21 protein-coding genes are annotated in these 26,000 nt (G+C 66.4%); 13 read left to right on the top strand and 8 right to left on the bottom strand.

Annotated elements, in window-relative coordinates; all coding sequences use genetic code 11:
- Nucleotides 1-127 precede the first annotated feature (127 nt).
- Complete coding sequence (locus J2808_RS09580) at nucleotides 128-883, top strand: IclR family transcriptional regulator (protein ID WP_309815170.1); 756 nt, start codon at nucleotides 128-130, stop codon at nucleotides 881-883.
- A 103-nt stretch (nucleotides 884-986) separates the two neighbouring features.
- Here the strand turns inward: J2808_RS09580 and J2808_RS09575 are convergent, their stop codons facing one another.
- Both J2808_RS09575 and pucL read right to left on the bottom strand, forming a co-directional pair.
- Complete coding sequence (locus tag J2808_RS09575; protein ID WP_309815167.1) at nucleotides 987-2,492, bottom strand: nucleobase:cation symporter-2 family protein; 1,506 nt, start codon at nucleotides 2,490-2,492, stop codon at nucleotides 987-989.
- 181 nt (nucleotides 2,493-2,673) lie between these two features.
- Nucleotides 2,674-3,585, bottom strand: a complete 912-nt coding sequence (gene pucL, locus J2808_RS09570) for a factor-independent urate hydroxylase (protein ID WP_309815163.1) — start codon at nucleotides 3,583-3,585, stop codon at nucleotides 2,674-2,676.
- Nucleotides 3,586-3,960: 375 nt separating this feature from the next.
- Between pucL and J2808_RS09565 the strand changes: the two genes are divergently transcribed.
- Nucleotides 3,961-4,149: a hypothetical protein gene (locus tag J2808_RS09565; RefSeq protein WP_309815159.1), complete on the top strand. Its 189-nt coding sequence runs from the start codon at nucleotides 3,961-3,963 to the stop codon at nucleotides 4,147-4,149.
- A gap of 114 nt (nucleotides 4,150-4,263) precedes the next feature.
- Here J2808_RS09565 and ligD read toward each other — a convergent pair whose 3' ends face one another.
- Both ligD and J2808_RS09555 read right to left on the bottom strand, forming a co-directional pair.
- Nucleotides 4,264-5,508: a non-homologous end-joining DNA ligase gene (gene ligD / locus J2808_RS09560; protein ID WP_309815156.1), complete on the bottom strand. Its 1,245-nt coding sequence runs from the start codon at nucleotides 5,506-5,508 to the stop codon at nucleotides 4,264-4,266.
- A gap of 82 nt (nucleotides 5,509-5,590) precedes the next feature.
- Nucleotides 5,591-6,964, bottom strand: a complete 1,374-nt coding sequence (locus J2808_RS09555) for an 8-oxoguanine deaminase (protein ID WP_309815153.1) — start codon at nucleotides 6,962-6,964, stop codon at nucleotides 5,591-5,593.
- A 394-nt stretch (nucleotides 6,965-7,358) separates the two neighbouring features.
- Between J2808_RS09555 and J2808_RS09550 the strand changes: the two genes are divergently transcribed.
- The 7 genes from J2808_RS09550 (at nucleotide 7,359) to J2808_RS09520 (ending at nucleotide 16,262) form a co-directional block, all read left to right on the top strand.
- Entirely contained in the window at nucleotides 7,359-7,853 is a 495-nt protein-coding gene (locus tag J2808_RS09550) for a nucleoside deaminase (protein WP_309815152.1), read from the top strand.
- 15 nt (nucleotides 7,854-7,868) lie between these two features.
- Nucleotides 7,869-9,368 (top strand): NCS2 family permease, encoded by a 1,500-nt coding sequence (locus J2808_RS09545; protein WP_309815149.1) that lies wholly within the window; start codon nucleotides 7,869-7,871, stop codon nucleotides 9,366-9,368.
- Between the two features lie 113 nt (nucleotides 9,369-9,481).
- Entirely contained in the window at nucleotides 9,482-10,714 is a 1,233-nt protein-coding gene (locus tag J2808_RS09540; RefSeq protein WP_309815146.1) for an XdhC family protein, read from the top strand.
- Nucleotides 10,705-11,655, top strand: coding sequence for an FAD binding domain-containing protein (locus J2808_RS09535; protein ID WP_309815143.1), 951 nt, complete (start codon nucleotides 10,705-10,707; stop codon nucleotides 11,653-11,655). Before J2808_RS09540 ends, J2808_RS09535 begins: the two co-directional genes overlap by 10 nt.
- Nucleotides 11,656-11,657: 2 nt before the next feature.
- Nucleotides 11,658-14,540 (top strand): molybdopterin-dependent oxidoreductase, encoded by a 2,883-nt coding sequence (locus J2808_RS09530; RefSeq protein WP_309815140.1) that lies wholly within the window; start codon nucleotides 11,658-11,660, stop codon nucleotides 14,538-14,540.
- 49 nt (nucleotides 14,541-14,589) lie between these two features.
- Nucleotides 14,590-15,570, top strand: coding sequence for an aldo/keto reductase (locus J2808_RS09525; RefSeq protein WP_309815135.1), 981 nt, complete (start codon nucleotides 14,590-14,592; stop codon nucleotides 15,568-15,570).
- Between the two features lie 41 nt (nucleotides 15,571-15,611).
- Nucleotides 15,612-16,262, top strand: a complete 651-nt coding sequence (locus tag J2808_RS09520; protein WP_309815132.1) for a uracil-DNA glycosylase — start codon at nucleotides 15,612-15,614, stop codon at nucleotides 16,260-16,262.
- A gap of 3 nt (nucleotides 16,263-16,265) precedes the next feature.
- On the opposite strand, the gene nboR is transcribed toward J2808_RS09520, so the two are convergent.
- Nucleotides 16,266-16,874 (bottom strand): nicotine blue oxidoreductase, encoded by a 609-nt coding sequence (nboR, locus tag J2808_RS09515; RefSeq protein WP_309815129.1) that lies wholly within the window; start codon nucleotides 16,872-16,874, stop codon nucleotides 16,266-16,268.
- A gap of 83 nt (nucleotides 16,875-16,957) precedes the next feature.
- Entirely contained in the window at nucleotides 16,958-19,717 is a 2,760-nt protein-coding gene (gene aceE / locus J2808_RS09510) for a pyruvate dehydrogenase (acetyl-transferring), homodimeric type (RefSeq protein ID WP_309815126.1), read from the bottom strand.
- 308 nt (nucleotides 19,718-20,025) lie between these two features.
- Between aceE and J2808_RS09505 the strand changes: the two genes are divergently transcribed.
- The 4 genes from J2808_RS09505 to J2808_RS09490 all read left to right on the top strand — a co-directional run bounded on the left by J2808_RS09505 (nucleotide 20,026) and on the right by J2808_RS09490 (nucleotide 24,929).
- A complete protein-coding gene (locus J2808_RS09505; protein WP_309815123.1) occupies nucleotides 20,026-21,594 on the top strand; it encodes an NCS1 family nucleobase:cation symporter-1 in 1,569 nt (522 codons plus the stop codon).
- A 42-nt stretch (nucleotides 21,595-21,636) separates the two neighbouring features.
- The gene (locus J2808_RS09500; RefSeq protein WP_309815120.1) at nucleotides 21,637-22,407 is read left to right on the top strand and encodes an aspartate/glutamate racemase family protein; all 771 of its coding nucleotides are present in this window, start codon (nucleotides 21,637-21,639) and stop codon (nucleotides 22,405-22,407) included.
- Between the two features lie 25 nt (nucleotides 22,408-22,432).
- Entirely contained in the window at nucleotides 22,433-23,200 is a 768-nt protein-coding gene (locus tag J2808_RS09495; RefSeq protein ID WP_309815117.1) for an SDR family oxidoreductase, read from the top strand.
- Between the two features lie 220 nt (nucleotides 23,201-23,420).
- On the top strand, nucleotides 23,421-24,929 hold the full coding sequence (locus J2808_RS09490) for a cation:dicarboxylate symporter family transporter (RefSeq protein ID WP_309815114.1): 1,509 nt from the start codon (nucleotides 23,421-23,423) through the stop codon (nucleotides 24,927-24,929).
- Nucleotides 24,930-25,083: 154 nt separating this feature from the next.
- Here the strand turns inward: J2808_RS09490 and uraH are convergent, their stop codons facing one another.
- A complete protein-coding gene (gene uraH / locus J2808_RS09485) occupies nucleotides 25,084-25,425 on the bottom strand; it encodes a hydroxyisourate hydrolase (protein ID WP_309815109.1) in 342 nt (113 codons plus the stop codon).
- Nucleotides 25,422-25,919 carry a 2-oxo-4-hydroxy-4-carboxy-5-ureidoimidazoline decarboxylase gene (gene uraD / locus J2808_RS09480; protein ID WP_309815106.1) on the bottom strand — a complete coding sequence of 166 codons (498 nt, stop codon included), beginning with the start codon at nucleotides 25,917-25,919 and terminating at the stop codon, nucleotides 25,422-25,424. Before uraD ends, uraH begins: the two co-directional genes overlap by 4 nt.
- Nucleotides 25,920-26,000 lie beyond the last annotated feature (81 nt).

Genomic DNA, 26,000 nt, shown 5'->3' with positions numbered 1-26,000 from the left:
CCCTTGGCCGGTCATGTTTGGCGGCATCGCCCGCGGCCCCGACGTGCTGTATCTTGAGAGTTCAGAGCAACTCTTTTCACGATGTGGATAAGAGTTGTCAGAATCGGAGCCACTAGGAGACAACGGAATGGCCGAAAAAGCCTCCGGAGGCGTGCAGTCGGTCGAGCGCGTCTTCGAACTGCTGGAACTCATCACAGACGCCGGCGGAGACGTCACGCTCAGCGAGCTCTCCTCCTCCACTGACCTGCCGCTTCCCACCATCCACCGGTTGCTGCGCACCCTGGTCACGCTGGGGTACATCCGCCAGCTGCCCAACCGCCGGTATGCCCTGGGCCCCCGGCTGATCCGGCTCGGCGAAGGTGCCAACAAGCAGCTGGGGGCCGTGGCCCGGCCGCAGCTCAAGTCCCTCGTAGACCAGCTGGGGGAGACCTCCAACATGGCGGTGCTCGATTCTGACATGGTCATCTACGTGGCCCAGGTGCCGTCCCTGCACTCCATGCGCATGTTCACCGAGGTGGGCCGCCGCGCCCATACCCACGCCACTGGCGTCGGAAAAGCCATCCTGGCCCAGCTTGATGACGAGGCGGTCCGCGGCATTGTGGCCCGCGCCGGGATGCCGACCCCAACGGCCAAAAGCATCGGCGACGTGGACGACCTCCTGGCTGACCTCAAGCTCATCCGGGAACGTGGCTACTCCATCGACGAGGAGGAGCAGGAGATCGGCGTCCGCTGCTTCGCCATGGCCGTGCCCAATGCGCCCACCCCGGCTGCCATTTCGGTTTCCGGGCCGGTGTCCCGCGTGGACCAGTCCTTCGGCGACCGCGCCGTGCCCATCCTGCGCAAGGCGGCCCTGGCCATCTCGGACGAGCTCAACCGCAACTGACCCTGCCGGGCCAGGCGCCGCCGTCGTACCAAACACCACCAGCCTTAACACCGACAGAGCGAACCGGCAGCAGCTGCTGCCGGTTCGCTCTGTCGTGGGAGCCTTAGTGGTCGGATTTCGACGACGACTCCACCGGGACTTCCTTGCCGTCGCAGTCGATCAGCTTGCCGCCTTCGTAGCGGTCGCCGTCGGCCAGGCATTTGAGGTCCTCCTCGCGGACAACCCGTCCGGTGCCGGCCACAAACACTGACTGGTTCTCCGAGTTGCCGGCCTTGAGGTGGTTGAAGAGCAGGTTCAGCACGATGGCCATGAGGGCGGCCGAGCTGATGCCGGAGTGGAAAATGGTGCCGAACCAGGACGGGAACTGGTCGTAGAAGGCCGGCGCGGCGATGGGGATCATGCCGAAGCCGATGGACGCCGCCACGATGATCAGGTTCATGTTGTTCCGGTACTCCACCTTGGACAGCGTCCGGATGCCGCTGGCGGCCACCGTTCCAAAGAGGACGACGCCGGCGCCGCCCAGGACGGGTGTGGGCACCGCTGCGACCACCCGGCCAAGCACCGGCAGCAACCCGAGGATCACCAGGATGACGCCGCCGGCGGTCACCACGAAGCGGCTCTTGATGCCCGTGATGGCCACGAGGCCCACGTTCTGGGCGAACGCGCTCTGCGTGAAGGAGCCGAAAAGCGGCGAGACGGCGCTGGAGAGCATGTCCGCCCGCAGGCCGTCGCCGATGCGCCGGGAGTCAACCTTGGTGCCCACGATCTCGCCGACGGCGATGATGTCCGCCGAAGTTTCGGTCAGGGTCACCAGGATGACGATCAGCATGGAGATGATGGCGGCGATGTGGAACGTGGGCGGACCGAAGGCGAACGGGGTGGGGAACGCGACGATTTCGCCCTGTCCCACCTTGGAGAAATCGGCCATGCCGGTGACGAAGGCGATGACGGTTCCGATGATCATGGCCAGCAGGATGGACAGCCGCGAGATGGTGGCGCTGCCTACTTTGCTGAGCAGCAACACAATCCCCATGGTGGCGGCGGCCAGGCCGATATTGGCCACGCTGCCGTAGTTCGGTGCCTTGTTGTTCCCTCCCATGGCCCAGTTGGCTGCCACCGGCATCAGCGTCAGGCCGATGGTGGTGATGACCGTGCCGGTGACCACCGGTGGGAAGAACCGGATGATCTTGGAGAACAGCGGGGTGATGGCCAGGCCGATCAGCGAGGCCACGATGACCGAGCCGAAGACGGACTGGATGCCCCCGCCGCCGTGGACGATGGCCACCATGGTGGAGACGCCGGCAAAGGAGACGCCCTGGACCAGCGGCAGTTTGGAGCCGAAGAACGGGATGCCGACCGTCTGCAGGATGGTTGCGAGGCCGCCCACAAAGAGGCAGGCGGCGATGAGAAGGCCGATGTCCTGGGAGTTCATGCCCGCGGCGGCGCCGATGATCAGCGGCGGGGCGATGATGCCGCCGTACATGGTGAGGACGTGCTGGAAGCCGTAGGCGAAGCTGCTGCCAATGGAGAGGCGCTGGTCTTCGGGGCGGTCTGATGGCTGGCGGCCGGTTTTGGCGGCCTTGCTGGAGGATTTTTTCTTGAGGTTCACGGCAGACTTTCTGGTTCATGGCAGACGTCTTTGTCTGGCTAACGTGGTCTGGCTAAAACTTGCTTGGTGGGATTTCGACAGGCTCAATCACTGGTGGCTGAGCCTGTCGAAACCCAGGGTTCCCGACGGGCTCAATCACCGTGGTGCCCGGGTGATTGAGCCCGTCGGGCCTATGGGTGGTTCAGCAGAAGCCGGCGATGCCGGACCAGGCGATGTCCGCCGGGGTGGCGTCGTCGCGCTGGACGGTGGCCTCGATCAGGCCGTAGGGGCGGTCGGCGGCGAAGAAGACCTCGTTGGGGTTGTCGAGGCCGAACGGTGAAAGGTCCACCAGGAAGTGGTGCTTGTTGGGCATGGAGAACTTGATCTCGTCGATCTCGCTATGGGCTTCGAGGACCTTGGTGCCCATGTCGAACAGGGTCTGCTGCAGGGCGTGGGAGTACTTTTCCGTGAATCCTTCCAGCAGCAGGCCCTTGACGTCCTCGTAGCTCTTGTTGAAGTCCAGGGTGCTGAAGTCCGTCCCGGTCTTGAAGCGCCAGCGAGCGGAAACGTCGGTGGCCAGGATGCGGTCCGTGGTTTCCGGGAGCGTGGTGTATTTGTCCTTGGGGTAGCCCACGAAGCCGGACTGGGTGGACTTCAGGACGGTGAGGTCCTTGAGTCCGGAGATCAGGTGGGTGGCGGCGCCGTCGCGGACCAGGACGGCGGTGCGGACTTCCTGGCCGTTGCGCACGAACGAGTGGTCGTGTTCGCTGCCGTGGGCCTGGATGCGGTCCCAGGTGTAGGACTCGGCTTCCCAGCGGCCGCCGGTGACCCAGTCGAAGCTGGAGGTGAAGTGCTCGCCCAGGCGCAGGAGGAACGCTTCGGGGGAGCCGACGCCTTCACGGGCAAAGGCGTAAATGGTGTTCTTCTGGGTGTCCGTGGCTACCACATGGGCGTTGTCGCCCTCGAGGTGGGCGGCCTCGAAATCGCCCCGCAGCTGCGAGGTGACGTTCAGGTCTTCGATCTCGTGGCGGTCGGTGTCGCGGGTGATCTTGACGACCCGGACTTCGGCCTTTCCGTACTGGTTGTGGCCGAGGATGATGTTGCTGCTGCTCATGGTCTGATTCCCAACTTCAGGTATGTGGACCAAAGTTCCACATAGAAATTAAGCGCGCGTTTCCCACGCGTTTCTAGTACCGTCGGCCCAACAAAAAATGAGCCGACATCAATTGATGTCAGCTCATTACAACCCTGCCTGCTGCTCCCAGGTTACGTGACGTACGCCACGAGTTGCATACCACGATAGCCCAGCGCCGCGGTGGTGTACATCACAATCTGAAAATTCCGATTGTGACCGGACCTTGCAGCCCGACCCGTTGACGAACCCCGGGGCTCCATCTAGTCTTTTCGTATAGCAAAAGTTATTTTCCACTTTGCGGAATCATCAAGCTAGTGCGGCACTACAGATCCAACGACCTCGGAGGAGGAGCAGATGTACCAGCAGGACACCACGCCGGTTGCACCGGTGAACACGGCGGCACCTTCAGTCCAGGAGTTCTACCTCCCCCTAGGGGGCGGCACGGATCCGGACTTCTATCTGCCGGCAGACCGCGAGCACGTCCCGGGCCGTCTCTCGCGCTGGATCCACGGGCTTCCCGGCTTCGGCGGCCAGCGTTCCTAGCGAGGCTGAGGACACGCCTCTTCGCTGGCGACACGCAGATTCCGTGGCGCGATCCTTATCAGGGGTCGCCAAGTAATTTGCGAGTCGCCAGCGACCTGGCGCGTCGCGGGAAACTCAGGACCCCGGGCGGCCCGGCCAATCCTTGCCGGCCCAAGGGTCGTAGCTGGCGATGAGTTCCTCCTGCGGCGGGCGCTCCGCCTCCGGAACGTGCTGCAGGTTCACCCGCACCCGGTACCAGAGCGAGCTTGACCCGCGCATGCCGTCGACGAGTACATCGGCCGGGTGCAGGGCCGGGACCACTTCCGCATGCTGGCTCTTCCACTCGTCGAGCGCCGCCAGCGCCTCAGGTTTGGTCCTGGTGCGGGCCACTTCGATCAGCGGCATTACCGACAGCCGCCGGCCGGAGCCGTCCCCGCTGCGCGGAGCCTTCTCCGCGGGGCCGAGCTCGGCCGCCAACGCCAGGAGCCCGTCGAGTGAGCCCACGGCGTCGTCGATCCCGGAATGCGGATCGCCCACGTCGGCGAACCGCCCAGGCACAGTCCGCACCGTGAACTGGTCCGGCCGGATGGCGCGGACCTCGTCCCAAGCGAGCGGCGTCGACACCCGGGCATCGGGCAGGGGCCGGACCGAGTACGCCGATGCCACGGTTCGGTCCTTCGCGTTCTGGTTGAAGTCGACGAACACACTTTCGCCGCGCTCCTCCTTCCACCACCGGGCGGTGGCGAGGCCCGGAGCGCGGTTCTCGACCTCGCGGGCGAGGGTTTCGGCTGCCAGCCGCACGTCGCGGTACGACCACTGCGGCGCGATGCGCACCAGGATGTGGAGTCCCCGCGATCCGCTGGTCTTTGGCCACCCCACCAGCCCGACGTCGTCGAGTACTTCCTGCGCCACGTAGGCGGCGTCGACGATTTGGGACCAGTCGACGCCGGGCATCGGATCGAGGTCCACCCTCAGCTCGTCAGGGTGCTCGAGGTCCTCGGCGCGCACCGGATGCGGGTTGAGGTCGAGGCAGCCAAGATTCACCACCCACGCCAGGCCGGCGGCATCCCGGATGACGGCCTCCTCGGCCGACGTCCCGGACGCATAGTGCAGCGTGGCCGTGTCGATGAAATCGGGGTGGTTCTCGGGCACGCGCTTCTGGAAGAACGGCTCTGAGTCGATGCCTTTCGGGAAGCGCTTGAGCACCATGGGCCGGCCGCCGGCGCCGCGCAGCGCACCCTCCGCAACCGCGAGGTAGTAGCGCACCAGATCCAGTTTCGTCAGGCCCGGCTCGGGGAACACCACCTTGTCCGGGCTCGAGATGCGGACCTCGGTGCCGTCAATGGTGAGGATTTCGGCCGGGGCCTTCGACGGGTTCATGCCGCCACGCTAGCAACGATTCTGTGCCGCAACCAGAGCAACTCCGCGGCTCATCAAACGCCGGCCGTGCCCCGGAAAAGCCCTAGCCGTTTACCAGCTTTCGGGCCGCAGCCGAGTGCTCCGCGATCAGCCCGGCGATATCCAGTCCCGGAATTTGCCCGTCCAGCACCCGCCATGCGCCGCCCACCATCACCCGGTCTGCCCTGTCCGCCGCGCAGAGCAGGAGGGCCGCAATGGGGTCGTGACTGCCGGAGAAGCGCAGGTCGTCCAGCCGGAACAGGGCCAGGTCCGCCTGCATCCCCGGCGCCAGCTGCCCCAGTCCGGGGCGGCCAAGGACAGCCGCCGAGCCGCGGGTCGCCCAGCCGAGCGCCCGCTCCACCGGGACGTCCGCACCGTACCGGAGCCGCTGGAGGTACAGCGCCTGCCGGGCCTCGAGGATCATGTTGGACGCATCGTTCGACGCCGAGCCGTCCACTCCCAGCCCCACGGGGACTCCCGCGTCCTCCAGTTCCAGGACGCGCGCGGTGCCGGATGCCAGCCGCATGTTCGAGGTGGGGCAATGCGCGACGGCGGTGCCGGCGGCTCCCAGCCGGGCGATCTCGGCGTCGCTGAAGTGGATGCCGTGGCCCAGCCAGGTGCGGCCCGTCAGCCAGCCCACACTGTCCAGGTAGTCCACAGTCCGCAGCCCGAACATCTCCCGGCAGAAGTCCTCCTCATCCAGGGTTTCGGCCAGGTGCGTGTGCAGGCGGACGTCCAGCCGTTCGGCCATCGCGGCGCTTTCGGCCATGATTTCCTTCGTCACCGAGAACGGGGAGCAGGGGGCCAACGCAATCTGGATCACGGCGTCATCGCCGCGCTCGTGGTACTGGCGGATCAGCCGTTCGCTGTCCGCCAGCACCACCTCCGGAAGCTGAACTGTTGGCTGCGGCGGCAGGCCGCCGTCGTCCGTTCCCAACGTCATGGATCCGCGGGTCAGGGTGGCGCGCATTCCCAGCTGGCGCACCACGTCCACTTCCACGTCGATGGCATGTTCCAGCCCGTCCGGGAACAGGTAGTGGTGGTCCGCCGCCGTGGTGCAGCCGGAGAGCAGGAGCTCGGCCAGGGCCACCGTGGTGGCCAGTTCGAGGTCACGCGGCGTGAGCCTCGCCCACACCGGATACAAGTTCTGCAGCCAAGGGAACAGCGGCGCGTTCGCCACAGGACCCCAGGCGCGGGTGAGGGTCTGGTAGAAGTGGTGGTGCGTGTTGATCAAGCCCGGCAGCAGGACGTGGTTGCCGGCGTCGAACGTCTGCTGGCACGGTGCCGAGGGCAGCTGGCCGGCGGCCAGCACCTCGACGATGATCCCGCCGCTGATCACGAGGCCGCCCGAAGCGTCCAGGGAATTGGCGGTAAAGGAAGCCTGCGGATTCCTGATCCAGAGGCGGGCTGCGGGGCTGGTGGTGGGGAGAGCGGTCATGGGATTCCTTTGTCCGAGCGTGACGGTTGACGTTCCAGCTCAGTGAAGCCCTGTCTGCTGATCCAGGTAGCCGCCGCTGCAAAAGGCTGCGGCTGGGGATCAGAGTATGGGCCCGGCCGGCGGCCCGTCAATGGCCGCGGAATGTGACTGCCGGACGTGATGGCGCGGAAACATGGATTTCACATTGCGAAATTAAATTTCCAGAAAACTATGGCGCAGGCCACACAGCGGTGCTAATCTCGAACTTGCCAAAGGCGGGCACCCGGACCCCGGGAAGCTATCTACCAGGCGCAACTTAACCTTCACAGCACATGCTGAAGCCTGGTAACCGTTCGCATCTGGTTCTACTGGTCCCGCAACGGGATACCGGCTTCCAAGCAAAGGGAGTCGCATCATGAGTACCACCGTCACGGCCGAACAGTATTTGGCCAGATCCATCCAGTTGGCCACGGCCAACGTCCTGAACAGCGGGGGGCCGTTCGGGGCCATGATCGTCACGGCGGACGGCCGGACGTTCGACGGCGTCAACCGTGTCACCGCGGACAACGATCCCACCGCGCACGCCGAGGTCACCGCAATCCGCACCGCCTGCCGGGAACTGGGAACATTCGATCTCACCGGCGCTGTCCTCTACACCAGCTGCGAACCATGCCCCATGTGCCTGGCCTCCGCGCTCTGGGCCCGCGTCCAGCGGGTGGTTTTCGCCGCCGACCGCCACGACGCAGCCTCCGTCGGCTTCGATGACGCCGTCTTCTACGAATACTTCGAGAACCAGGACCGGGATTCCCTGATGCCGGTGGCCAAGCTCGGGCTGGACGATCCGCAGGCACCCACGCCGCTGGAGCCCTTCAACACCTGGAACACCCTCGAATCCAGGATTGACTACTAGGGCCCGGTGGCAGAGATGACCATCCTGGATCAATCCCACGGGGAGCACCCGGCTCCCGTCACTGCACCCGCATCCAAGCCGCCGGCGTCGAACGCCCTGGACCGCTTCTTCCAGATCACCAAACGCGGCTCAACCATTGCCCGTGAATTCCGCGGCGGCCTGGTCACGTTCTTCACCATGGCGTACATCGTCATCCTCAACCCGCTGATCCTGGGCGGGTTCACGGCGGACAACGCCCCCACCGACGTAGCGGGCGGCTGGCTCTCCGCGGCCCAGGTGGGGGCGGTCACCGGGCTGACGGCCGGCGTCATGACCATCCTGTTCGGGCTCGTGGCCAACCTCCCGTTTGGCCTGGCCGCCGGTCTGGGCATCAACTCCTTCCTCGCCGTCTCGGTCATCCAGGAAGTCACCTGGGCCGAAGCCATGGGACTCGTGGTGATCAACGGCATCCTGATCGTCCTGTTTGGCGTCACCGGCGCCCGCACGGCCATCTTCCGGGCAGTCCCCAAGGAACTCAAGGCTGCCATCACGGTGGGCATCGGCCTGTTCATCGCCTTCATCGGCTTTGTGGACTCAGGTTTCATCCGGGCCACGGTAGCCGGCCCGCCCGTGCAGCTGGGCGACGGCGGCTCCATCACCTCCATCCCCACGCTGGTCTTCGTCGTGGGCCTGCTGGCCATGGGCATCCTCGTGGCCCGCAAGGTCCAGGGCGGCCTGCTGATCGGCATCGTCGCCACCACCGTCCTGGCCGCCGTTGTGGAAGCTTTCCTGAAGATCGGCCCCGCCAGCGCCACCAACCCCGGCGGCTGGCACCTGAACACGCCGGTCCTTTCCGGGCAGCTCGTCTCCGCCCCGGACCTGGGCCTGGTGGGACAGTTCGACATGTTCGGCGCGTTCGGCCGGATCGGCGGACTCGCGGCCACCATGCTGGTGTTCACCCTGGTCTTCACCAACTTCTTCGACGCGATGGGCACCATGACGGGTTTGGCCAAGAGCGCCGGAGTGGCCCACAAGGACGGCACATTCCCGCGGCTCAAGTCGGCTTTCATCGTTGAAGGCTTCGGGGCCGTGGCAGGCGGCGCCACCTCGGGTTCGTCCAACACCGTGTACATCGACTCCGCAGCCGGGATCGGCGAAGGCGCCCGCACCGGCCTGGCCTCGGTGGTCACGGGCGTGCTGTTCCTGGGCTCCATGTTCCTCACCCCGCTGACCAGCGTGGTGCCGCTGGAAGTTGCCGCCGCAGCCCTGGTGGTGGTGGGCGCGATGATGATGGCGCAGATCCGCGAGATCAAGTTCACCAAGTTCTCTGTGGCCCTGCCGGCATTCCTCACCATCGTCACCATGCCGCTGAGCTACTCGATCGCCAACGGCATCGGCGTGGGCTTTGTGTCCTGGGCCATCATCGGTGCGGCCTCCGGGAAGGCGAAGAAGATCCATCCGCTCATGTGGGTGGTCAGCGCCGGCTTCCTGGTGTACTTCGCCCGCGGCCCGATCAACCTGCTGCTGGGCGCCTAAGCCTGGCGACTGAACACTGCCAGAACCACAACCGCCGGACCGGTGCTTGGTCCGGCCCCCGATAGGAACGACAATATGGAAACCACCGCCGTGCCGGATGAAGGAGTGCCGCCATGCTGGACCTGATACCTTCGCTCAGTGCCTGGCCGCCCGTCGTGGCCGGCCAGCGGTATGCCGTGGCCACCGTCGTGGCAGCGACGGGCTCGGTGCCCCGGCCGGTGGGCACGTCCATGCTGGTTTCCGAGTCGGGCGCCGTCCTGGGCAGCCTGTCCGGCGGTTGTGTGGAAGGCGCCGTGGTGGCGCTCGCCTTGGAGGTAATGAACGACGGCGGCACCCGCCACGGGACCTTCGGCTACAGTGCCGCCGACGCCTTCGCCGCCGGACTCACCTGCGGGGGTGAGCTTGAGATCCACGTCGAGCCTGCCGACGGCAGCCTGCGGGAAGCCCTGGCGCGGCTCGCCCGCGTCCGTCCGGCGGAGCCCGTGGCACTGGTCCGCCGGCTGGACGCCGGCGGCAGCGGCGCCGTCGTCATCCCGGACCCGGGCACGTTCAGCGTGGCCGGGTCTCCGGAAGTCTCATCACTGCTGGGCGTGGCGGCAACCTCTGTTGTGGACCACGCGCGGGCCGCGCAGCTCGAGTCCTTCCTGCGCGGTGGCTCTACGGGGCTTCTGCACCTGGCCGCGCCCGGCGCGTGCACGGGCGAACCAGCAACTCTCCTGGTCGAGAGCCGGCTCGCCCCGCCCCGCATGTTGGTGTTTGGGGCCAACGATTTCGGCGCGGCCCTGGTGCCGGCCGCCAAGCTGCTGGGCTACCGGGTGACGCTGGTGGACGCCCGTTCCGCCTTCGCCACCCAGGCCAGGTTTGCCTGCGCCGATGAGGTGGTCACGGACTGGCCGCACCGCTACCTCGCAACAGAGGCCGCCGCGGGGAAGCTGGACCAACGCACAGTTGCCTGTGTTCTCACGCACGATCCCAAGTTCGACATCCCGCTGCTGGAAGCCGCACTGGCCCTGGACCTTGCCTACGTCGGGGCGATGGGGTCGCGCCGCAGCCACCTCCAGCGCGTGGATGACCTCCTGAACGCGGGGGTCCGGCCAGAGCGGATCGCGCAGCTGCATTCACCGATCGGGCTGGACCTCGGCGCCGTGACCCCGGCCGAGGTTGCCGTCTCGGTCACCGCGGAGCTCATCGCATCCCGCAGCCGGAAACAATCCTGCACGCCGCTGCGGGATACCTCCGGGCCCATCCACCAGCCCGCTGCCTTCGCCGGCCTTCCACCCGCCCCGCAACCCGCCACTCGCCTGGCGCCCGACACCATCAGCCAGCAGGAGATCGCATGGACATGAACACCATCGAGGCCGTGGTCCCTACAACGGACCCGGCCGACTGGCGCGCCGGCGATGCCTGGCTGGCCGGCGGCACCGTCCTGTTTTCCTATGGCAGCTACGCCTTCGGGCCCGAACCGCTCAAGCGACTCCTTGACCTGGGTTCCGCTGGCTGGACGCCGGTCACCGTGACCGACGCCGGCATCGAGCTGGCCGCCACCTGCACCGTCGCGGAGCTTTACGCCCTCCCCGAATTGCCGGAGTTGTCCCGCCGGCAGTGGCCCGGACTCAGCCTGATTCGGCCCTGCTGCGACTCCTTTGTGGCCTCCTTTAAGGTCTGGAACATGTCCACGGTGGGCGGAAACGTCTGCACCGCACTCCCGGCCGGCCCCATGACCTCCCTCTGCGCAGGACTCGACGCCGAGGCCACTATCCTGGGTCCCGGCGGCACAACACGGACCGTGCAGGTGACCGATTTCGTCACGGGGGACGGAACAAACGGCCTGGCACCCGGCGAGCTGCTGCGCAGCATCCACCTCCCGGCGTCGGCCCTTGCCTCGCGCGTAGCGTTCCGCCGCCTGTCGCTGAGCAACCTGGGACGCTCCGGCGTGCTGCTGGTCGGCAGGCTCGACGGCGGCACCTCCCTGGTCCTGACCATCACCGCCGCAACCAAACGGCCCGTGCAGCTGCGCTTCGGGTACGTGCCCGAGGCCGCGGAGCTCGCGGCCGCGCTGGACGACGCAATCCCGGAGGACCTCTACCACAACGACATCCACGGGCTGCCGGCCTGGCGTCGGGACATGACGTACCGCCTTGCCGACGAGATCCGGGCCGAACTCGCGGCCCCCGAAGGGTCGCCGGACGTGCCCGTGTCCGGCGACTTCTGGCCGCCGGTGCCCAGCACTTCGCCCCGTACCGAGCCGCATACGCCCGGGCGCACCGCACAGCAGGAAGGGGCCTGAGCATGGCCATCGAGATCAACGGCATCCCGGCAGAAACCGGACCGCGCCCCGGGCAGTGCCTGCGGACCTTCCTGCGGGAACAGGGCAACCTGGGCGTCAAGAAGGGCTGCGACGGCGGCGACTGCGGTGCCTGCACCGTGCACGTGGACGGAACTCCGGTGCACAGCTGCATCTACCCGGCGGTCCGGGCCGAGGGCCACGCCGTCACCACCATTGAGGGCCTGGCCGGAACGTTGGGCGCGGCCGGAACGACAGACACCGCGGGCGGTGAATTGCACCCGGTCCAGCAGCAGTTCCTCGAGCGGCAGGGCTTCCAGTGCGGCTTCTGCACCGCCGGCATGCTGATGACCGCGGCAACCTTCACCGACGAGCAGAAGGAGAATCTGCCCCGCAACCTCAAGGGCAACCTGTGCCGCTGCACGGGCTACCGGGCCATCGCCGACGCCGTCTGCGGTCACGCGGGCCATCCCGATCCGGCCGGCCAAGGCTCGGGAATCGCGGGGGAGGGCCAGCCCGGGCCGCAGCCGGGACAGCTGGGCGACGATGTCCCAGCTCCGGCCAGCCGCGCGGTAGTCACCGGCGCCGCCCGCTACACGCTGGATGTCTCCGCGGACCAGTTGCCGGGGCTGCTGCACCTGAAACTCCTGCGCTCGCCGCACGCCCACGCCCGCATCCTCGGCATTAACACCGAAGCGGCCCTGAAGGTACCCGGCGTGGTTGCCGTGTTGACGCACCAGGACGCGCCGGAGCAGCTGTTTTCCACTGCACAGCACGAGCTCTACACGGACGACCCCGACGATACCCGCGTGCTGGATGACGTGGTGCGGTTCATCGGGCAGCGGGTCGCCGCCGTCGTGGCCGAATCGGTTCCGGCCGCCGAAGCTGGTGTCAGGGCCCTCGCCGTGGAGTATGAACTCCTCGACGCCGTGTTCACTCCGCAGGACGCCATCCGGCCCGGCGCGCCCACTCTGCACGGCGAGAAGGACGCGTCCACGGCCCGGATTGCCCGGCCCGGGCAGAACGTGGTGGCTGAACTGCATTCCGAACTGGGAAGCGTGGAGGACGGCTTCGCGGCCGCCAGCTTTATCCACGAACAGACGTACCAGACCCAGCGCGTCCAGCACGTCGCGCTGGAAACCCATGCTGCCATCGCGGAGGTGGACGGCGCCGGCAGGCTGCAGGTCCGCACCTCCAGCCAGGTCCCGTTCCTGGTCCGCCGCACCCTGTGCCGGGTCTTCGGGCTGCCGGAGGAACAGGTCCATGTAGTGGCGGGCCGGGTGGGCGGCGGTTTCGGCGGCAAGCAGGAAGTGCTGACAGAAGACATCGTGGCGCTCGCGGCCCTGAAGCTGGGGCGGCCCGTCCAGCTCGAACTGACCCGGACGGAGCAGTTCACCGCCACCACCACCCGGCATCCGTTCACCATCAAGCTCAAGGCCGGCGCCAGTGCCGACGGCAGGCTGACAGCATTGAAGCTCGACGTCCTGACCAACACGGGCGCGTACGGCAACCACGGCCCGGGCGTGATGTTCCACGGCTGCGGCGAGTCCCTGGCGGTCTACAAGTGCGGGAACAAGAAGGTGGACGCCCAGTCGGTCTACACCAACACCGTCCCGTCCGGCGCCTTCCGCGGGTACGGGCTGAGCCAGATGATCTTCGCCATCGAGTCGGCCATGGACGAGCTCGCGATCGGGATCGGGATGGATCCGCTGGAATTCCGCCGCCGGAACATGGTGCGGGAAGGCGACGACATGTTGTCCACCCATCCGGAGCCCGAGGAGGACGTCCACTATGGCAGCTACGGCCTGGAGCAGTGCACGCGCCTGGTCCGGGATGCCCTGGACCGGGGTGCTGAACGGTACCGCGCGGCAGGGCTGGACCAGCTCGGCCCGGACTGGGCCACCGGCGAGGGCACTGCGTTGTCCATGATTGACACGGTGCCGCCGCGGGGCCACTTCGCCCATTCGAAGCTGAGGCTCCTGCCGGACGGAACGTACCAGGCCGACGTCGGGACCGCCGAGTTCGGCAACGGCACCACCACCGTGCACGCCCAGCTTGCCGCTACCGCGCTGTCCACGGAAGCCTCCCGGGTGGCCGTCCGGCAGTCGGACACGGACCTGATCGAGCATGACACCGGTGCGTTCGGGTCGGCGGGCACGGTGGTGGCCGGGAAGGCGACGCTCGCCGCAGCCGAGGAACTGGCTGTCCGGATCCGGGCGTTCGCCGCCGGGATCCGGCAGATCCAGTCCTCCGGCTGCGTCCTCCACGGCGATGTTGTGGTGTGCGAGGGAACTCCCGTGCCGCTGACCGAACTGGCGCGCGCGGCCGCGGAGGCCGGCGTCGACCTCGCCGCCGAAGGCCGCTGGGGCGGCACTCCGCGGTCCGTCGCCTTCAATGTGCACGGCTTCCGGGTGGCGGTGAACCGCGGGACGGGAGAGCTGCGGATCCTGCAAAGCGTGCAGGCCGCCGACGCCGGCGTGGTGGTCAATCCGCGGCAGTGCCGCGGCCAGATCGAAGGCGGGATCGCGCAGGCGCTGGGCGCCGCACTGTACGAGGAAGTGGTGGTGGACGACGCCGGCCGGGTCACCACGGACATCCTCCGCCAGTACCACATCCCCACCTTCGCGGACGTGCCCCGGAGCGAGGTCTACTTCGCCGACACGAACGACAAGCTGGGCCCGCTCGGCGCCAAGTCCATGAGCGAAAGCCCCTTCAACCCGGTGGCGCCTGCCTTGGCCAACGCCATCCGGGATGCCACCGGTGTGCGGTTCGCATCGCTGCCCATCGCGCGGGACAAGATCTACCTCGGCCTGAAGGAGGCGGAGGCGTCCGCGTTGGCACACGCCGCAGGATCCCAGGGCAACGCGGGGTCACACAACGCCCAATAATTCGCCCCAGATGGGCCGGATCTGACCCCGCGTTGCATATAGTCGTGGGATGGAACAGCGCATCTTAGGCAGGACAGGACGGGATGTCTCCGTCGTCGGACTGGGGACCTGGCAGCTCGGGGCCGACTGGGGCCATGTGGACCCGGCGCAGGCCCAGGCAATCCTGGCCGCCTCCGTGGAAGCAGGCGTGACGTTCTTCGACACGGCTGATGTCTATGGCGACGGTAAGAGCGAACAGGCCATTGGCAGGTTCCTTGCGGACAACCCCGGGCTGGACATCACTGTGGGCACCAAGATGGGCCGCCGGGTGGACCAGACGCCGGAGAACTACACGCTGGCCAACTTCCGCCAGTGGGTGGACCGGTCCCGCAGAAACCTGGGCACAGACACCCTGGACCTGGTCCAGCTGCACTGCCCGCCCACCGCTGTCTACAGCACCACCGCGGTGTATGACGCGCTGGACACCCTGGTCTCCGAAGGGGCAATCCGCCATTACGGCGTCAGCGTGGAACGCACGGACGAGGCCTTGGAAGCCATCCGGCACGGAGGCACTGCGTCCGTCCAGATCATCCTCAACGCCTTCCGGCTGAAGCCGCTGGACGACGTCCTGCCCGCAGCGAAGGCAGCCGGCGTAGGCATTATCGCCCGCGTACCCCTGGCATCAGGGCTCCTCACGGGAAAGTACTCCAAGGACACGTCTTTCGCAGCAGACGACCACCGCAACTACAACCTCAACGGTGCATCTTTCGACGTCGGCGAGACGTTCTCCGGTGTGGACTATGAGCTGGGACTGAAAGCCGTGGCCGAGTTCGAGCAACTGGTCCCTGCGGGCGCAAGCACCGCCCAGGCGGCCATCGCCTGGATCGCGGCGCAGGACGGCGTCACTTCCGTGATCCCCGGGGCACGGAACGTGGACCAGGCCACGGCGAATGCTGCCGCGGCTTCGGTCAGCATCACTGAAGAGTTCGACGAAGGTGTCCGCTGGATCTACGACCACTACTTCCGGGACGCTGTCCACCCGCGCTGGTAGACAGCGGGATTCTGCCCGTGCACTTCCAATAAGGCCTGCGAATGACAGAACCGTCCATCAGCGCCTTCGTGGGGCGGCTCTCGGCCGTGCCGTCAGGACCCGGGCGGAACAACTTCTTCGATCACACCAGCCCGGCCAATGCCCACCGCCGGCGGAACCTGGACGCCTATCTCGAGGAAATGCTGGACCGTTCTCCGAAGGTGCTGCTGCTGGGCGAGGCACCGGGCTTCAGGGGCATGCGGATCACCGGCGTTCCCTTCACCAACCGCACCATGTTCGAGGGGCCCGCCAACAGTTTCGGACTGTTTGGGCCGGGGAAGGGCTACGTGCTGCCGGCCGAGGCTGCCGGGGTGGCGGCCGAGCCGACGGCGACGGTGATGTGGGAGGTCCTGGCGGAGCTGGAGTTTCTTCCCCTGCTGTGGAGCGCCTGCCCATGGCACACGCACGTACCGGACCAGCCACTGACCAACCGCACGCCGACGGCAGCCGAGGCAGGCCTCGGAAGTCCCTTTTGGCGGCTGCTGGCGGAACTGTTTCCCATTGAAACCGTGGTGGCCGTGGGTAACGTGGCGCACCGCAGCCTGGTTCGCAGCGGCTTGGACGTGCCGAAGGTCAGGCATCCCGCCCACGGCGGACGGACCGGCTTCAAGCGGGGACTGGAGGAGCTGCTCGCGGCCGGGATGCGGGGTTAGGCACTACTCGAGCAGCCGCAGCTGGTCCGGCGTGTCCAGGTCCTCGCCGCCGGACTGGCCGCCGCAGTCCACCAGGTCGACAAGTTCCGGGTGCTCCTGGAGGAAAAGCCGCGCACCGGCGTCGCCCGCTGCTGACTCCGCCGCCTGGGCACGCAGGCTTGCGTCCAGCAGCAGCGGATGGCCGCGCCGGAGGACGCCGTCCGCACCGCGGTAGGCCGCTGCGGTCACCCTGCCGGGCCGGTGGAGTGTCAGGAGCCTGGCTACCGTTTCCTGCGTCAGGCCAGGCTGGTCCACGAGGGCGATCAGCACATGGTCCCGGGTGGGTGCGGCCGCCACTCCCAAGCGAAACGAGCCGCCCATGCCGGTCTGCCAGTCCGGGTTCTGGACGACGGTGTACGCGGCCAGGTCAGCGTTTTCTGCGACCCCCAGGGCGTCGGCCCCGAGGACAACCACCACATCCCGGCAGCCGCCGTCGAGCAGCACGTCTGCCAGCACTTCCACGAGTGTGCGGCCGCGGAACGGCAGCAGCGCCTTGGGGCCCAGCCCCAGCCGGGACCCGGAACCCGCGGCGAGCAGCACCGCCGTCGTACTCGGTTCCACAAAGTCAGCCATCGGCCCAGCCTATCCAGCCACATAACTGTTGACGGCAGTGTCTTAGAGAAACACTGCCGTCAACTGTCGTCTTGATGATGGGGTCAAGCGTCCCCGCCTGCTCCGCCGGTGGTTCCGGCGCTCACGTCCAGGAGCTTGTAGCGGTCCATGGCGTACGACGGCGCGCCCGCCTCGACCTCGCCCCTCGCCGCGAGCAGCTGCAGGGTCTTCACGACGATGGAGTGGGTGTCGTTCTTGAAGAAGCGGCGGGCTGCGGCGCGTGTGTCGGAGAATCCGAAGCCGTCCGCGCCAAGGGTGGCGAACTGATGCGGCAGGAACTGGCGGATCTGGTCCGGGACGGCCTTCATGTAGTCCGAGACTGCAACGATGGGTCCCCGTGCGTCGGCCAGCTGCTGCGCGACGAACGGAACCCGCGCGGGTTCGCCGGGGCTCAGGAAGGCTTCTTCCTCGGCCGCGAGCCCGTCCCGGCGCAGTTCGTTCCAGGACGTGACGGACCAGACGTCGGCGGAGACTCCCCAGTCTTCGGCCAAGATCCGTTGGGCTTCCAGTGCCCACGGAACAGACACGCCGGAGGCCAGGATTTGGCTCTTGGGACCGTCAACGTCTGACGCCGAGACCCGATGGATGCCCTTGAGCACACCGTCGACGTCGAGGTTATCCGGCTCGCTGGGCTGCGTGATGGGCTCGTTGTAGACGGTGAGGTAATACATAAGGTTCTTATCGGAGGATGTTCCGGTACCGGCGGGCTGGTCCCCGTACATGCGTTCGATGCCGTCCCGGATGATGTGGCCCATTTCGTACCCGTAGGCGGGGTCGTAGGTGACCACTGCCGGGTTCGTGGCGGCGAGGATGGGGGAGTGGCCGTCGGCGTGCTGGAGGCCTTCGCCGGTGAGGGTGGTCCGTCCCGCGGTGGCGCCGATGATGAAGCCTCGGGTCATCTGGTCAGCGGCTGCCCAGAAGGCGTCGCCGGTGCGCTGGAAGCCGAACATGGAGTAGAACACGTAGACCGGGATCAGCGGCACGCCGTGGGTGGCGTACGCGGTGCCGGCGGCGGTGAAGGCTGCCACGGCGCCGGCTTCGTTGATGCCGGGGTGGATCAGCTGGCCCTGCGCGGATTCCTTGTAGGCCAGGACCAGGTCCCGGTCCACAGAGAGGTAGTTCTGGCCCTTGGGGTTGTAGATCTTCGCCGTGGGGAAGAACGCGTCCATACCGAAGGTCCGGGATTCGTCCGGCACGATGGGCACAATCCGGTGCCCGAACTTCTTGTCGCGGAGCAGGTCCTTCAACAGGCGGACAAAGGCCATGGTTGTGGCAGCCTGCTGTTTGCCGGAGCCGCGCTTGGCCACGTCAAAGGTCTTGGGCTCAGGCAACTCAACGGCATCATAGGTTGACCGGCGTTCGGGCGTGTAGCCGCCAAGTTCCCTTCGCCGCTCAAGAAGGTAGGCGATCTCAGGAGCGTCCGGGCCGGGGTGGAAGTAGGGCGGGCTGTAGGGGTCCTCTTCAAGCCGGGCATCGGAAATGGGGATCCGGAGATAGTCCCGGAATTCCTTCAAATCCTCCACCGTCAGTTTCTTCATCTGGTGGGTGGCATTCCGTCCTTCAAACCTCGGTCCGAGTCCGTAGCCCTTGACGGTTTTGGCGAGGATGACGGTGGGTTTGCCCTTGAATTCGGTGGCTGCCTTGTAGGCGGCGTAGACCTTGCGGTAGTCATGGCCGCCACGTTTGAGGTTCCAGATCTCGTCATCGGAAAGGTCCGCGACCATGTCTTTGGTCTGCGGGGTCTTGCCGAAGAAGTGTTCGCGGACGAACCCGCCGGACTCGGCCTTGTAGGTCTGGTAGTCACCGTCCGGGGTTTCGTTCATGATCTTCACGAGCGAGCCGTCGGAGTCCTTGGTGAGCAGGTCATCCCACTCCCGGCCCCAGACGACCTTGATGACGTTCCAGCCCGCGCCGCGGAAGAACGCTTCGAGTTCCTGCATGATCTTGCCGTTGCCGCGCACCGGCCCGTCCAGGCGCTGGAGGTTGCAGTTGATCACGAAGTTCAGGTTGTCCAGGTTCTCGTTCGCGGCGAGCTGGAGCAGGCCGCGGGACTCGGGCTCGTCCATTTCCCCGTCGCCCAGGAACGCCCAGACCTGCTGGTCCGAGGTGTCTTTGAGGCCGCGGTTGTGCAGGTACCGGTTGGACTGGGCCTGGTAGATCGCGTTCATCGGGCCGATGCCCATGGACACGGTGGGGAATTCCCAGAACTCCGGCATCAGCCTCGGGTGCGGGTAGGAGGAGAGCGCGTGGCCTTCCTTGGACTTTTCCTGCCGGAACCCGTCCAGATCCTCCTCAGTCAGCCGGCCTTCCATGAACGCGCGGGCGTACATGCCGGGGGAGGCGTGGCCCTGGAAGAAGACCTGGTCACCGCCGCCAGGGTGGTCCTTGCCGCGGAAGAAGTGGTTGAAACCCACCTCGTACAGGGTCGCGGCGCCGGCGTAGGTGGAGATGTGCCCGCCCACGCCGATGTTGGCCCGCTGGGCCCGGTGGACCATGATCGCGGCGTTCCAGCGCATGTAGGCGCGGTAGCGGCGTTCGTATTCCTCGTTGCCGGGGAACGGTGCTTCCTGGTCCACCGGGATGGTGTTCACGTAGTCCGTGGTGGTCACCATCGGCACGCCCACGCTCTGCGCGCCGGCACGCTGCAGCAGGCTCCGCATGATGTATTGGGCACGCTCGGTGCCCTGTTCCCTGATCAGCGCGTCCAGGGACTCAACCCATTCGGCGGTCTCTTCCGGATCACGATCAGGCAGCTGGTTAGTCAACCCGCTGAGGATATGGGAGGTATCTTCTCCTGCAGCCACGTCAGCCTCGTTTCATCGTTGAATGGTGGGCTTATGTTTTCGTATTGTGAGAAAACAATTTTGCCATTCGAGATTATCGAGTCGAGGGGACCTCGGTCAATATGACCCGACCGTCAGGCCTGCCCTCGGGCGCTGGCTCCATTCCTAACCGTTTGTGACCGCCAGCCGGATGGACAAGCCTTGACCGAGGGTGATGCAGCTCATACCCTTATTTCACTATTCAGTAACTTCATTTCGCGATGTGGAATAACACCAGATTGTCTGATCAGGGCTCACCACCGCGGAAAATCCCAGAACCGGAGATCCAGATGCACACGACTCCACCAGTGGGTGTCGAACCGGCTCCCGCCCCGACAGTGTTGTCGGGCCAGCCGGTCCACCCCGCCACGGGCATCGACGCCCTGTGCGAAACAGCAAGCACCGCCTCCGGCCAGGCCATCAGTCCGGGCCTCTACAATGTGGACCTCGCCCCGACGAAGCGGCAGGGCCGCCGCTGGACCGGGTACAGCATCTTTACCCTGTGGGCGAATGACGTGCATAGCCTAGGCAACTACGCGTTCGCCGTCGGCCTCTTCTCGCTGGGCCTTGGCGGCTGGCAGATCCTCGCGGCCCTGGCCATCGGCGCCGTCCTGCTCTTTGCCCTGCTCAGCTTCTCCGGTTTTATGGGCCAAAAGACCGGTGTGCCCTTCCCTGTCATGAGCCGGATCAGCTTCGGCATCCGGGGCGCCCAGCTCGCCAGCCTGCTGCGCGGCGCCGTGGCCGTGGCCTGGTTCGGGATCCAGACTTTCCTTGCCTCGGTGGTGCTGCGGGTCATGCTCGTGGCCATGGTCCCGTCGCTGCATGATCTGGATACCAACTCCATCCTCGGCCTGTCCACGCTGGGCTGGATCGCCTTCGCCTCGCTCTGGATCGTCCAGCTCGTGATCGTCAGCTTCGGCATGGAGATGATCCGCAAATATGAAGCCTTTGCCGGGCCCGTCATCCTCCTCACCATGGTGCTGCTCGCGGCCTGGGTGTTCATCGAGGCCAAGGGCGCCATCCAGTGGACCGGCATCCGCGGCCTGGAAGGCGGCGAGATGTGGCGGACCATCTTCGCCGGCGGCGCCCTGTGGGTGTCCATCTACGGCACGTTCGTGCTGAACTTCTGCGATTTCACCCGCTCCGCCGTGTCCAAAAAGTCGATCGTCCGCGGCAACTTCTGGGGCATCCCCGTCAACATGCTGCTCTTCGGCGCCATTGTGGTGGTCCTGGCCGGCGGACAGTACAAGATCAACGGCACCATCATCGAAACGCCGTCGGACATTGTGGAGAGCATTCCGAACACGCTGTTGCTGGTCCTTGCCTGCTTGGCCATCCTCATCCTGACCATCGCCGTGAACCTGATGGCCAACTTCGTGGCACCGGTCTACGCCCTCACCAACCTCTTCCCGAAGCACCTCGACTTCCGGAAGGCAGCCTGGGTGAGCGGCACAATCGGCCTGGTCATCCTGCCGTGGAACCTCTACAACAATCCGCTGGTGATTGTGTACTTCCTCGGCGGCCTCGGCGCCCTGCTGGGGCCCCTGTTCGGCGTGGTGATGGCCGACTACTGGCTACTCCGCCGCGGAAAAGTCAACGTCCCCGAGCTCTACAGCGAAAGCCCTGCCGGCGCGTACTTCTACAAAAAGGGCGTCAATCCCAAGGCGATCATCGCGCTGCTGCCGGCGTCCGCCGTCGCGATCCTTGTCGCCTTCATTCCGGCACTGGAAGCCGCGGCCCCGTTCGCCTGGTTCTTCGGCGCGGGCCTGGGTGCCCTGACCTACTACCTGATCGCGGACCGTACGCAGCAGTTCGACGACGTTGACGGTGAAGCCATCGCCATCGCCAGCACGCACTGACATGCCGTCCCGCACCGACGCACTGAACCATCAAAGGAAACCATGCGCATCCTCGTTGCCAACGTGAACACCACGCAGTCCATGACCGATTCCATCGCCGCCCAGGCCCGCAGCGTCGCCGCGCCCGGGACGGAGATCGTGGGGCTTACGCCCAGCTTCGGCGCGGATTCGTGCGAGGGAAACTTTGAAAGCTACCTCGCCGCCATCGCCGTGATGGACGCCGTGGTCAGCTACCCGGAGCCGTTCGACGCCGTCATCCAGGCCGGCTACGGCGAGCACGGCCGGGAGGGCCTGCAGGAACTCCTGGACGTGCCCGTCGTCGACATCACCGAGGCCGCCGCCTCGACGGCGATGTTCCTCGGCCACAAATACTCCGTGATCACCACCCTGGACCGGGCAGTGCCGTTGATCGAGGACCGGCTGAAGCTGGCCGGCCTGGACGCGAGGTGTGCGTCCGTCAGGGCGAGCGGGATGGCCGTGCTGGAGCTCGAAGAAGAGCCGGAGCGGGCCGTCGAGGCCATCATTGAACAGGCACTGATCGCCGTCCGGGACGACAAGGCCGAGGTCATTGTCCTGGGCTGCGGCGGCATGGCCGGGCTCGACGAGGCGATCCGGCGGCGCGCCGGTGTCCCTGTGGTGGACGGTGTGGCCTCGGCGGTGATCATCGCCGAAGGCCTGGTCCGCATGGGACTGTCCACGTCCAAGGTCCGCACCTATGCGGCGCCGCGGCCGAAGACTGTCGTAGGCTGGCCCTTGTCCGCCGTGGCGGCCCCGTCCGCCGCCGCCCCCGCCGTCGCTGAGGTGGCGCGCTGACCGCACCCGTCCTGAAAGGCATCTCATGACCAACTCCCGCCCGCCCGCAGGCCCCCGGGTCGCCGTCGTCACCGGAGCCGGATCGGGCATCGGCAGGGCGGTGGTCCGGCAGATGCTGGCCAACGGCTACCGCGTGGCGCTGGCCGGCCGGCGGGAGGCCCAGCTCCTTGGCGCGGCGGACGGTCATCCCGAGGCTCTGGTGATGCCCTGCGACGTCACCCGGCCGGACGACGTCGAGCGCCTTTTCGCCGCCGTCATTCGGCGGTGGGGGAGGGTCGATGTCCTGTTCAACAATGCGGGCGTGTTCGGCCCGGCGGCATCGGTGGACGAAATTGCCGTAGCCGATTGGGAGTCCGTCCTGGCCGTGAACCTGACCGGCTCCATGCTGTGCGCCGCCGCGGCCGTGCGGGCCATGAAATCCCAAGAGCCCCGGGGTGGTCGGATCATCAATAACGGGTCCATCTCGGCCCACTCTCCGCGGCCGCGGACGGTGGCCTATTCGGTCACCAAGCATGCCATGACGGGCCTGACCAAGAGTATTGAACTCGATGGCAGGGCCTTCGGAATCACCTGCGGTCAGATAGATATCGGCAATACCGCCACCGACATTATGGATACCATCGGCGTCGGCTCGGGCGCGCTCCAGGCCGACGGCTCGCGAAAAGTCGAGCCGATGTTCCCCGTGGAGGACGCCGCTCGGGCCGTGCTCCTGATGGCCGGCATGCCGGCGTCGGCCAGTGTGGGCTCCGTGGTAATCACCGCTGCCGGAATGCCGTTCATCGGCCGCGGCTAGCGCCGGCACACCTACCCTTCCGCTGCGCTGCGGACATCCGCCCGAGGGGTTCACCCGCGGGCGGCCGTCTGCGCCGCGGCCATTTTGCGTGTCTGCATGCAAGCACAGAAGTTTTCACATTGCGGAATTTGATTTTCCTCTTGCGGAATAGTGTGACCGGGGTTACGTTGGAAACAGACCCCGATCTCCGGGGCTGTTCCCGATTGATAGGTACAGATCAATGAAGATCCCAGATTCCGCGGCGCTGAAGGCGAGTTCGGCGCCGTCGAAGAAGAAGCCCCTGTATAGGTCGCTCTTCATCCAAATTCTGATCGCCGTCGTGGCAGGTGTTCTTATCGGACATTTCTGGCCGAACCTCGGCTCGCAGCTGAGGCCGCTCGGTGATGGCTTCATCCAGCTCATCAAAATGATCATCGCGCCGCTGATTTTCCTGGTGATCGTCACCGGCATCTCGGCCGTGGGCGACGTCAAGGCGGTCGGAAGGGTCGGCGTCAAAGCCCTTCTCTACTTCACCGCGGCCACGCTCTTCGCGCTGGTCTTCGGCCTGATCGTAGGCAACCTGGTGCAGCCCGGCGCAGGGCTGAACATCGACCCCAGCACACTGTCCCAGGAAGCCCTGGACGCCAAGACCGGCCATGCCGTGCCCAAGGACGCAGCGGCCTTCATCCTGGACGTCATCCCCACCAGCGTCATCGGCGCGTTCGCGAACAACAGCCTGCTGCAGGTCCTGTTCTTCTCGGTCTTCTTCGGCGCGGCCATCGTGGTCATCGGACGCGAGCGCTGCATGCCCGTCATCAGCCTGATGGAGACCGTGCTGGAGCTCATCTTCAAGATCATGTCCTGGATCATGAAAGTGGCGCCCATCGGTGCCTTCGGTGCCATGGCGTTCATCATCGGCCAGTACGGACTCGATACCCTCAGCACCTATGCGCTGCTCATCGCCGCCTGCTACGGCGCGGCCATCGTCTTCATCGGGCTGCTGTTCCTCGTGGCCTGGGGCTTCGCCCGGGTTCCCCTCTGGCACTTCCTGAAGTACACCCGTGAGGAATTCCTGCTGGCACTCGGCACCGCCTCCACCGAGGCCGTGATGCCACGCATCATGACCAAACTGACCAACGCCGGCTGCTCCCGCGCCACCACCGGCCTGGTGGTTCCCACCGGCTACTCCTTCAACCTCGACGGCGCCGCGATCTACCTTTCGATCTCGCTGCTCTTCCTGGCGCAGGCCTTTGGCCACAACCTGGACCTTGGCCAGCAGCTGGCTGCGCTCGGCGTGCTGCTGCTGACATCCAAGGGCATGGCGGGCGTTCCCGGATCGTCCTTCCTGGCCCTGTCCGCGACCGCTGCCGCCCTCGGCATCTTCCCGGTGGCCGGCGTGGCCCTGCTCCTCGGCGCAGACCGGCTGATGGACTCGATGCGCGTGGTGGTCAACCTGCTGGGCAACTGCGTGGCCACGTTCGTCGTCTCCAAGTGGGAACGCCAGTTCGACCGCAGCGTGATGGTCCGGGCATTCCGCGGCGAAATCACCAACCACGACTCAGCCATCATGCTCGGCGTGGAGGACGACTTCGAAGACCAGGAGCTTGAGCGGATCAGCGGCGGCCAGGAGCCGTCCCCCAAGTTCCGCGGCGGCCCGAACCCGGAAGAAATCCCCGAGTTCCACATGAGGCGGCCCACCCACGCTGCTGCCGCGCCTGACGCGTCTTCCGACACCGGACGCGGGAAGTAGCTGCCGCATCCCCGGCCGGTCGTCGGCCAACAGCGAGGAACCCTGCCCCCCGAGAGGGGCAGGGTTCCTTGCTTTGCGGGACAAAACGGCGATTCAGCGGCAGTGCCGCTGAATCGCTCATCGAGAGGTGCAGTTGGCCGGGCTGAAAGGCGGCTCAGCTGCCCCGGTAGGTGGAGTAGGCAAACGGGCTCAAGAGGAGCGGCACGTGATAGTGGGCCTCCGACTCCACCACGCCGAACGTGAGGGTCACTTCCGGGAAGAAGGTTTCGGTGCCACTGGCGGCGAAGTACTTGCCCGTGTCGAAGGCCAGGCGGTACGTCCCGGTGGCCAGGCGGTCCGGTCCAAGTTCTTTGATCCGCCCGTCCTCGTCGGTAACGCCTTCGGCGAGCCGGACCCAATGCTCGCCGTCGAGCATGTTGAGGGTTACCGGGACATCCGCCGCCGGTTTGCCGGAGCCGGTATCGAGCACGTGCGTGGTGACATGGGAGGTGGTCATTTGCTGAGCAACCCTTCGAGTCGGAGTACTGCGATTTCCCGCAACTGCTGGTCAATGATTGATTGTTCTTGTTCGGGCGTGTGGGCGAGCCTGGTGTTGAGGGCGGCCAGGATCTCCTCGCGGCTGCGGCCCGCGGCGCGGATCAGGAAGACCTGCCCGAACTTCTCCTCGTAAGTCCTGTTGCCTTCTGCCAGCGCTTGGGCGACGGCGGCATCGGCCACGCCCAGCCCGGCCTGTTCGGACTGGGACAGTTTGGCTTCGGCGCTGTCACCCCGGGCCCGCTCGCCGATCCGCGGATGGTGGGCGAGAGCTGCGTCAATTTCGGCAGGGGTGAAAGGGTTGGCAGCGTTGCGGCCGGCCGCCAGGAGTGCTTCGGGACTGGCATAGGGCCGCGCGTCGGCGAGCTCGTCGATCCAGCGTTGGATGTCCAGGCAGGGGCGGAGGAAATCCAGGGCCTCCGCGCGGCCGGCGGCGTTGAACTGTTCAAGGTGCATAACAGATCCTAATATTTCGATGCTGGCATCCACGGTGTAGGCTATGCGGCTATTTCATATCGCATCGTGGAACTGTTATTT

Source organism: Pseudarthrobacter sulfonivorans, from assembly GCF_031454915.1.
Lineage (GTDB): Bacteria > Actinomycetota > Actinomycetes > Actinomycetales > Micrococcaceae > Arthrobacter > Arthrobacter sulfonivorans_C.
Note: the sequence above shows the minus strand (reverse complement) of the source record. Positions and strands in the feature narration are given on the sequence as shown.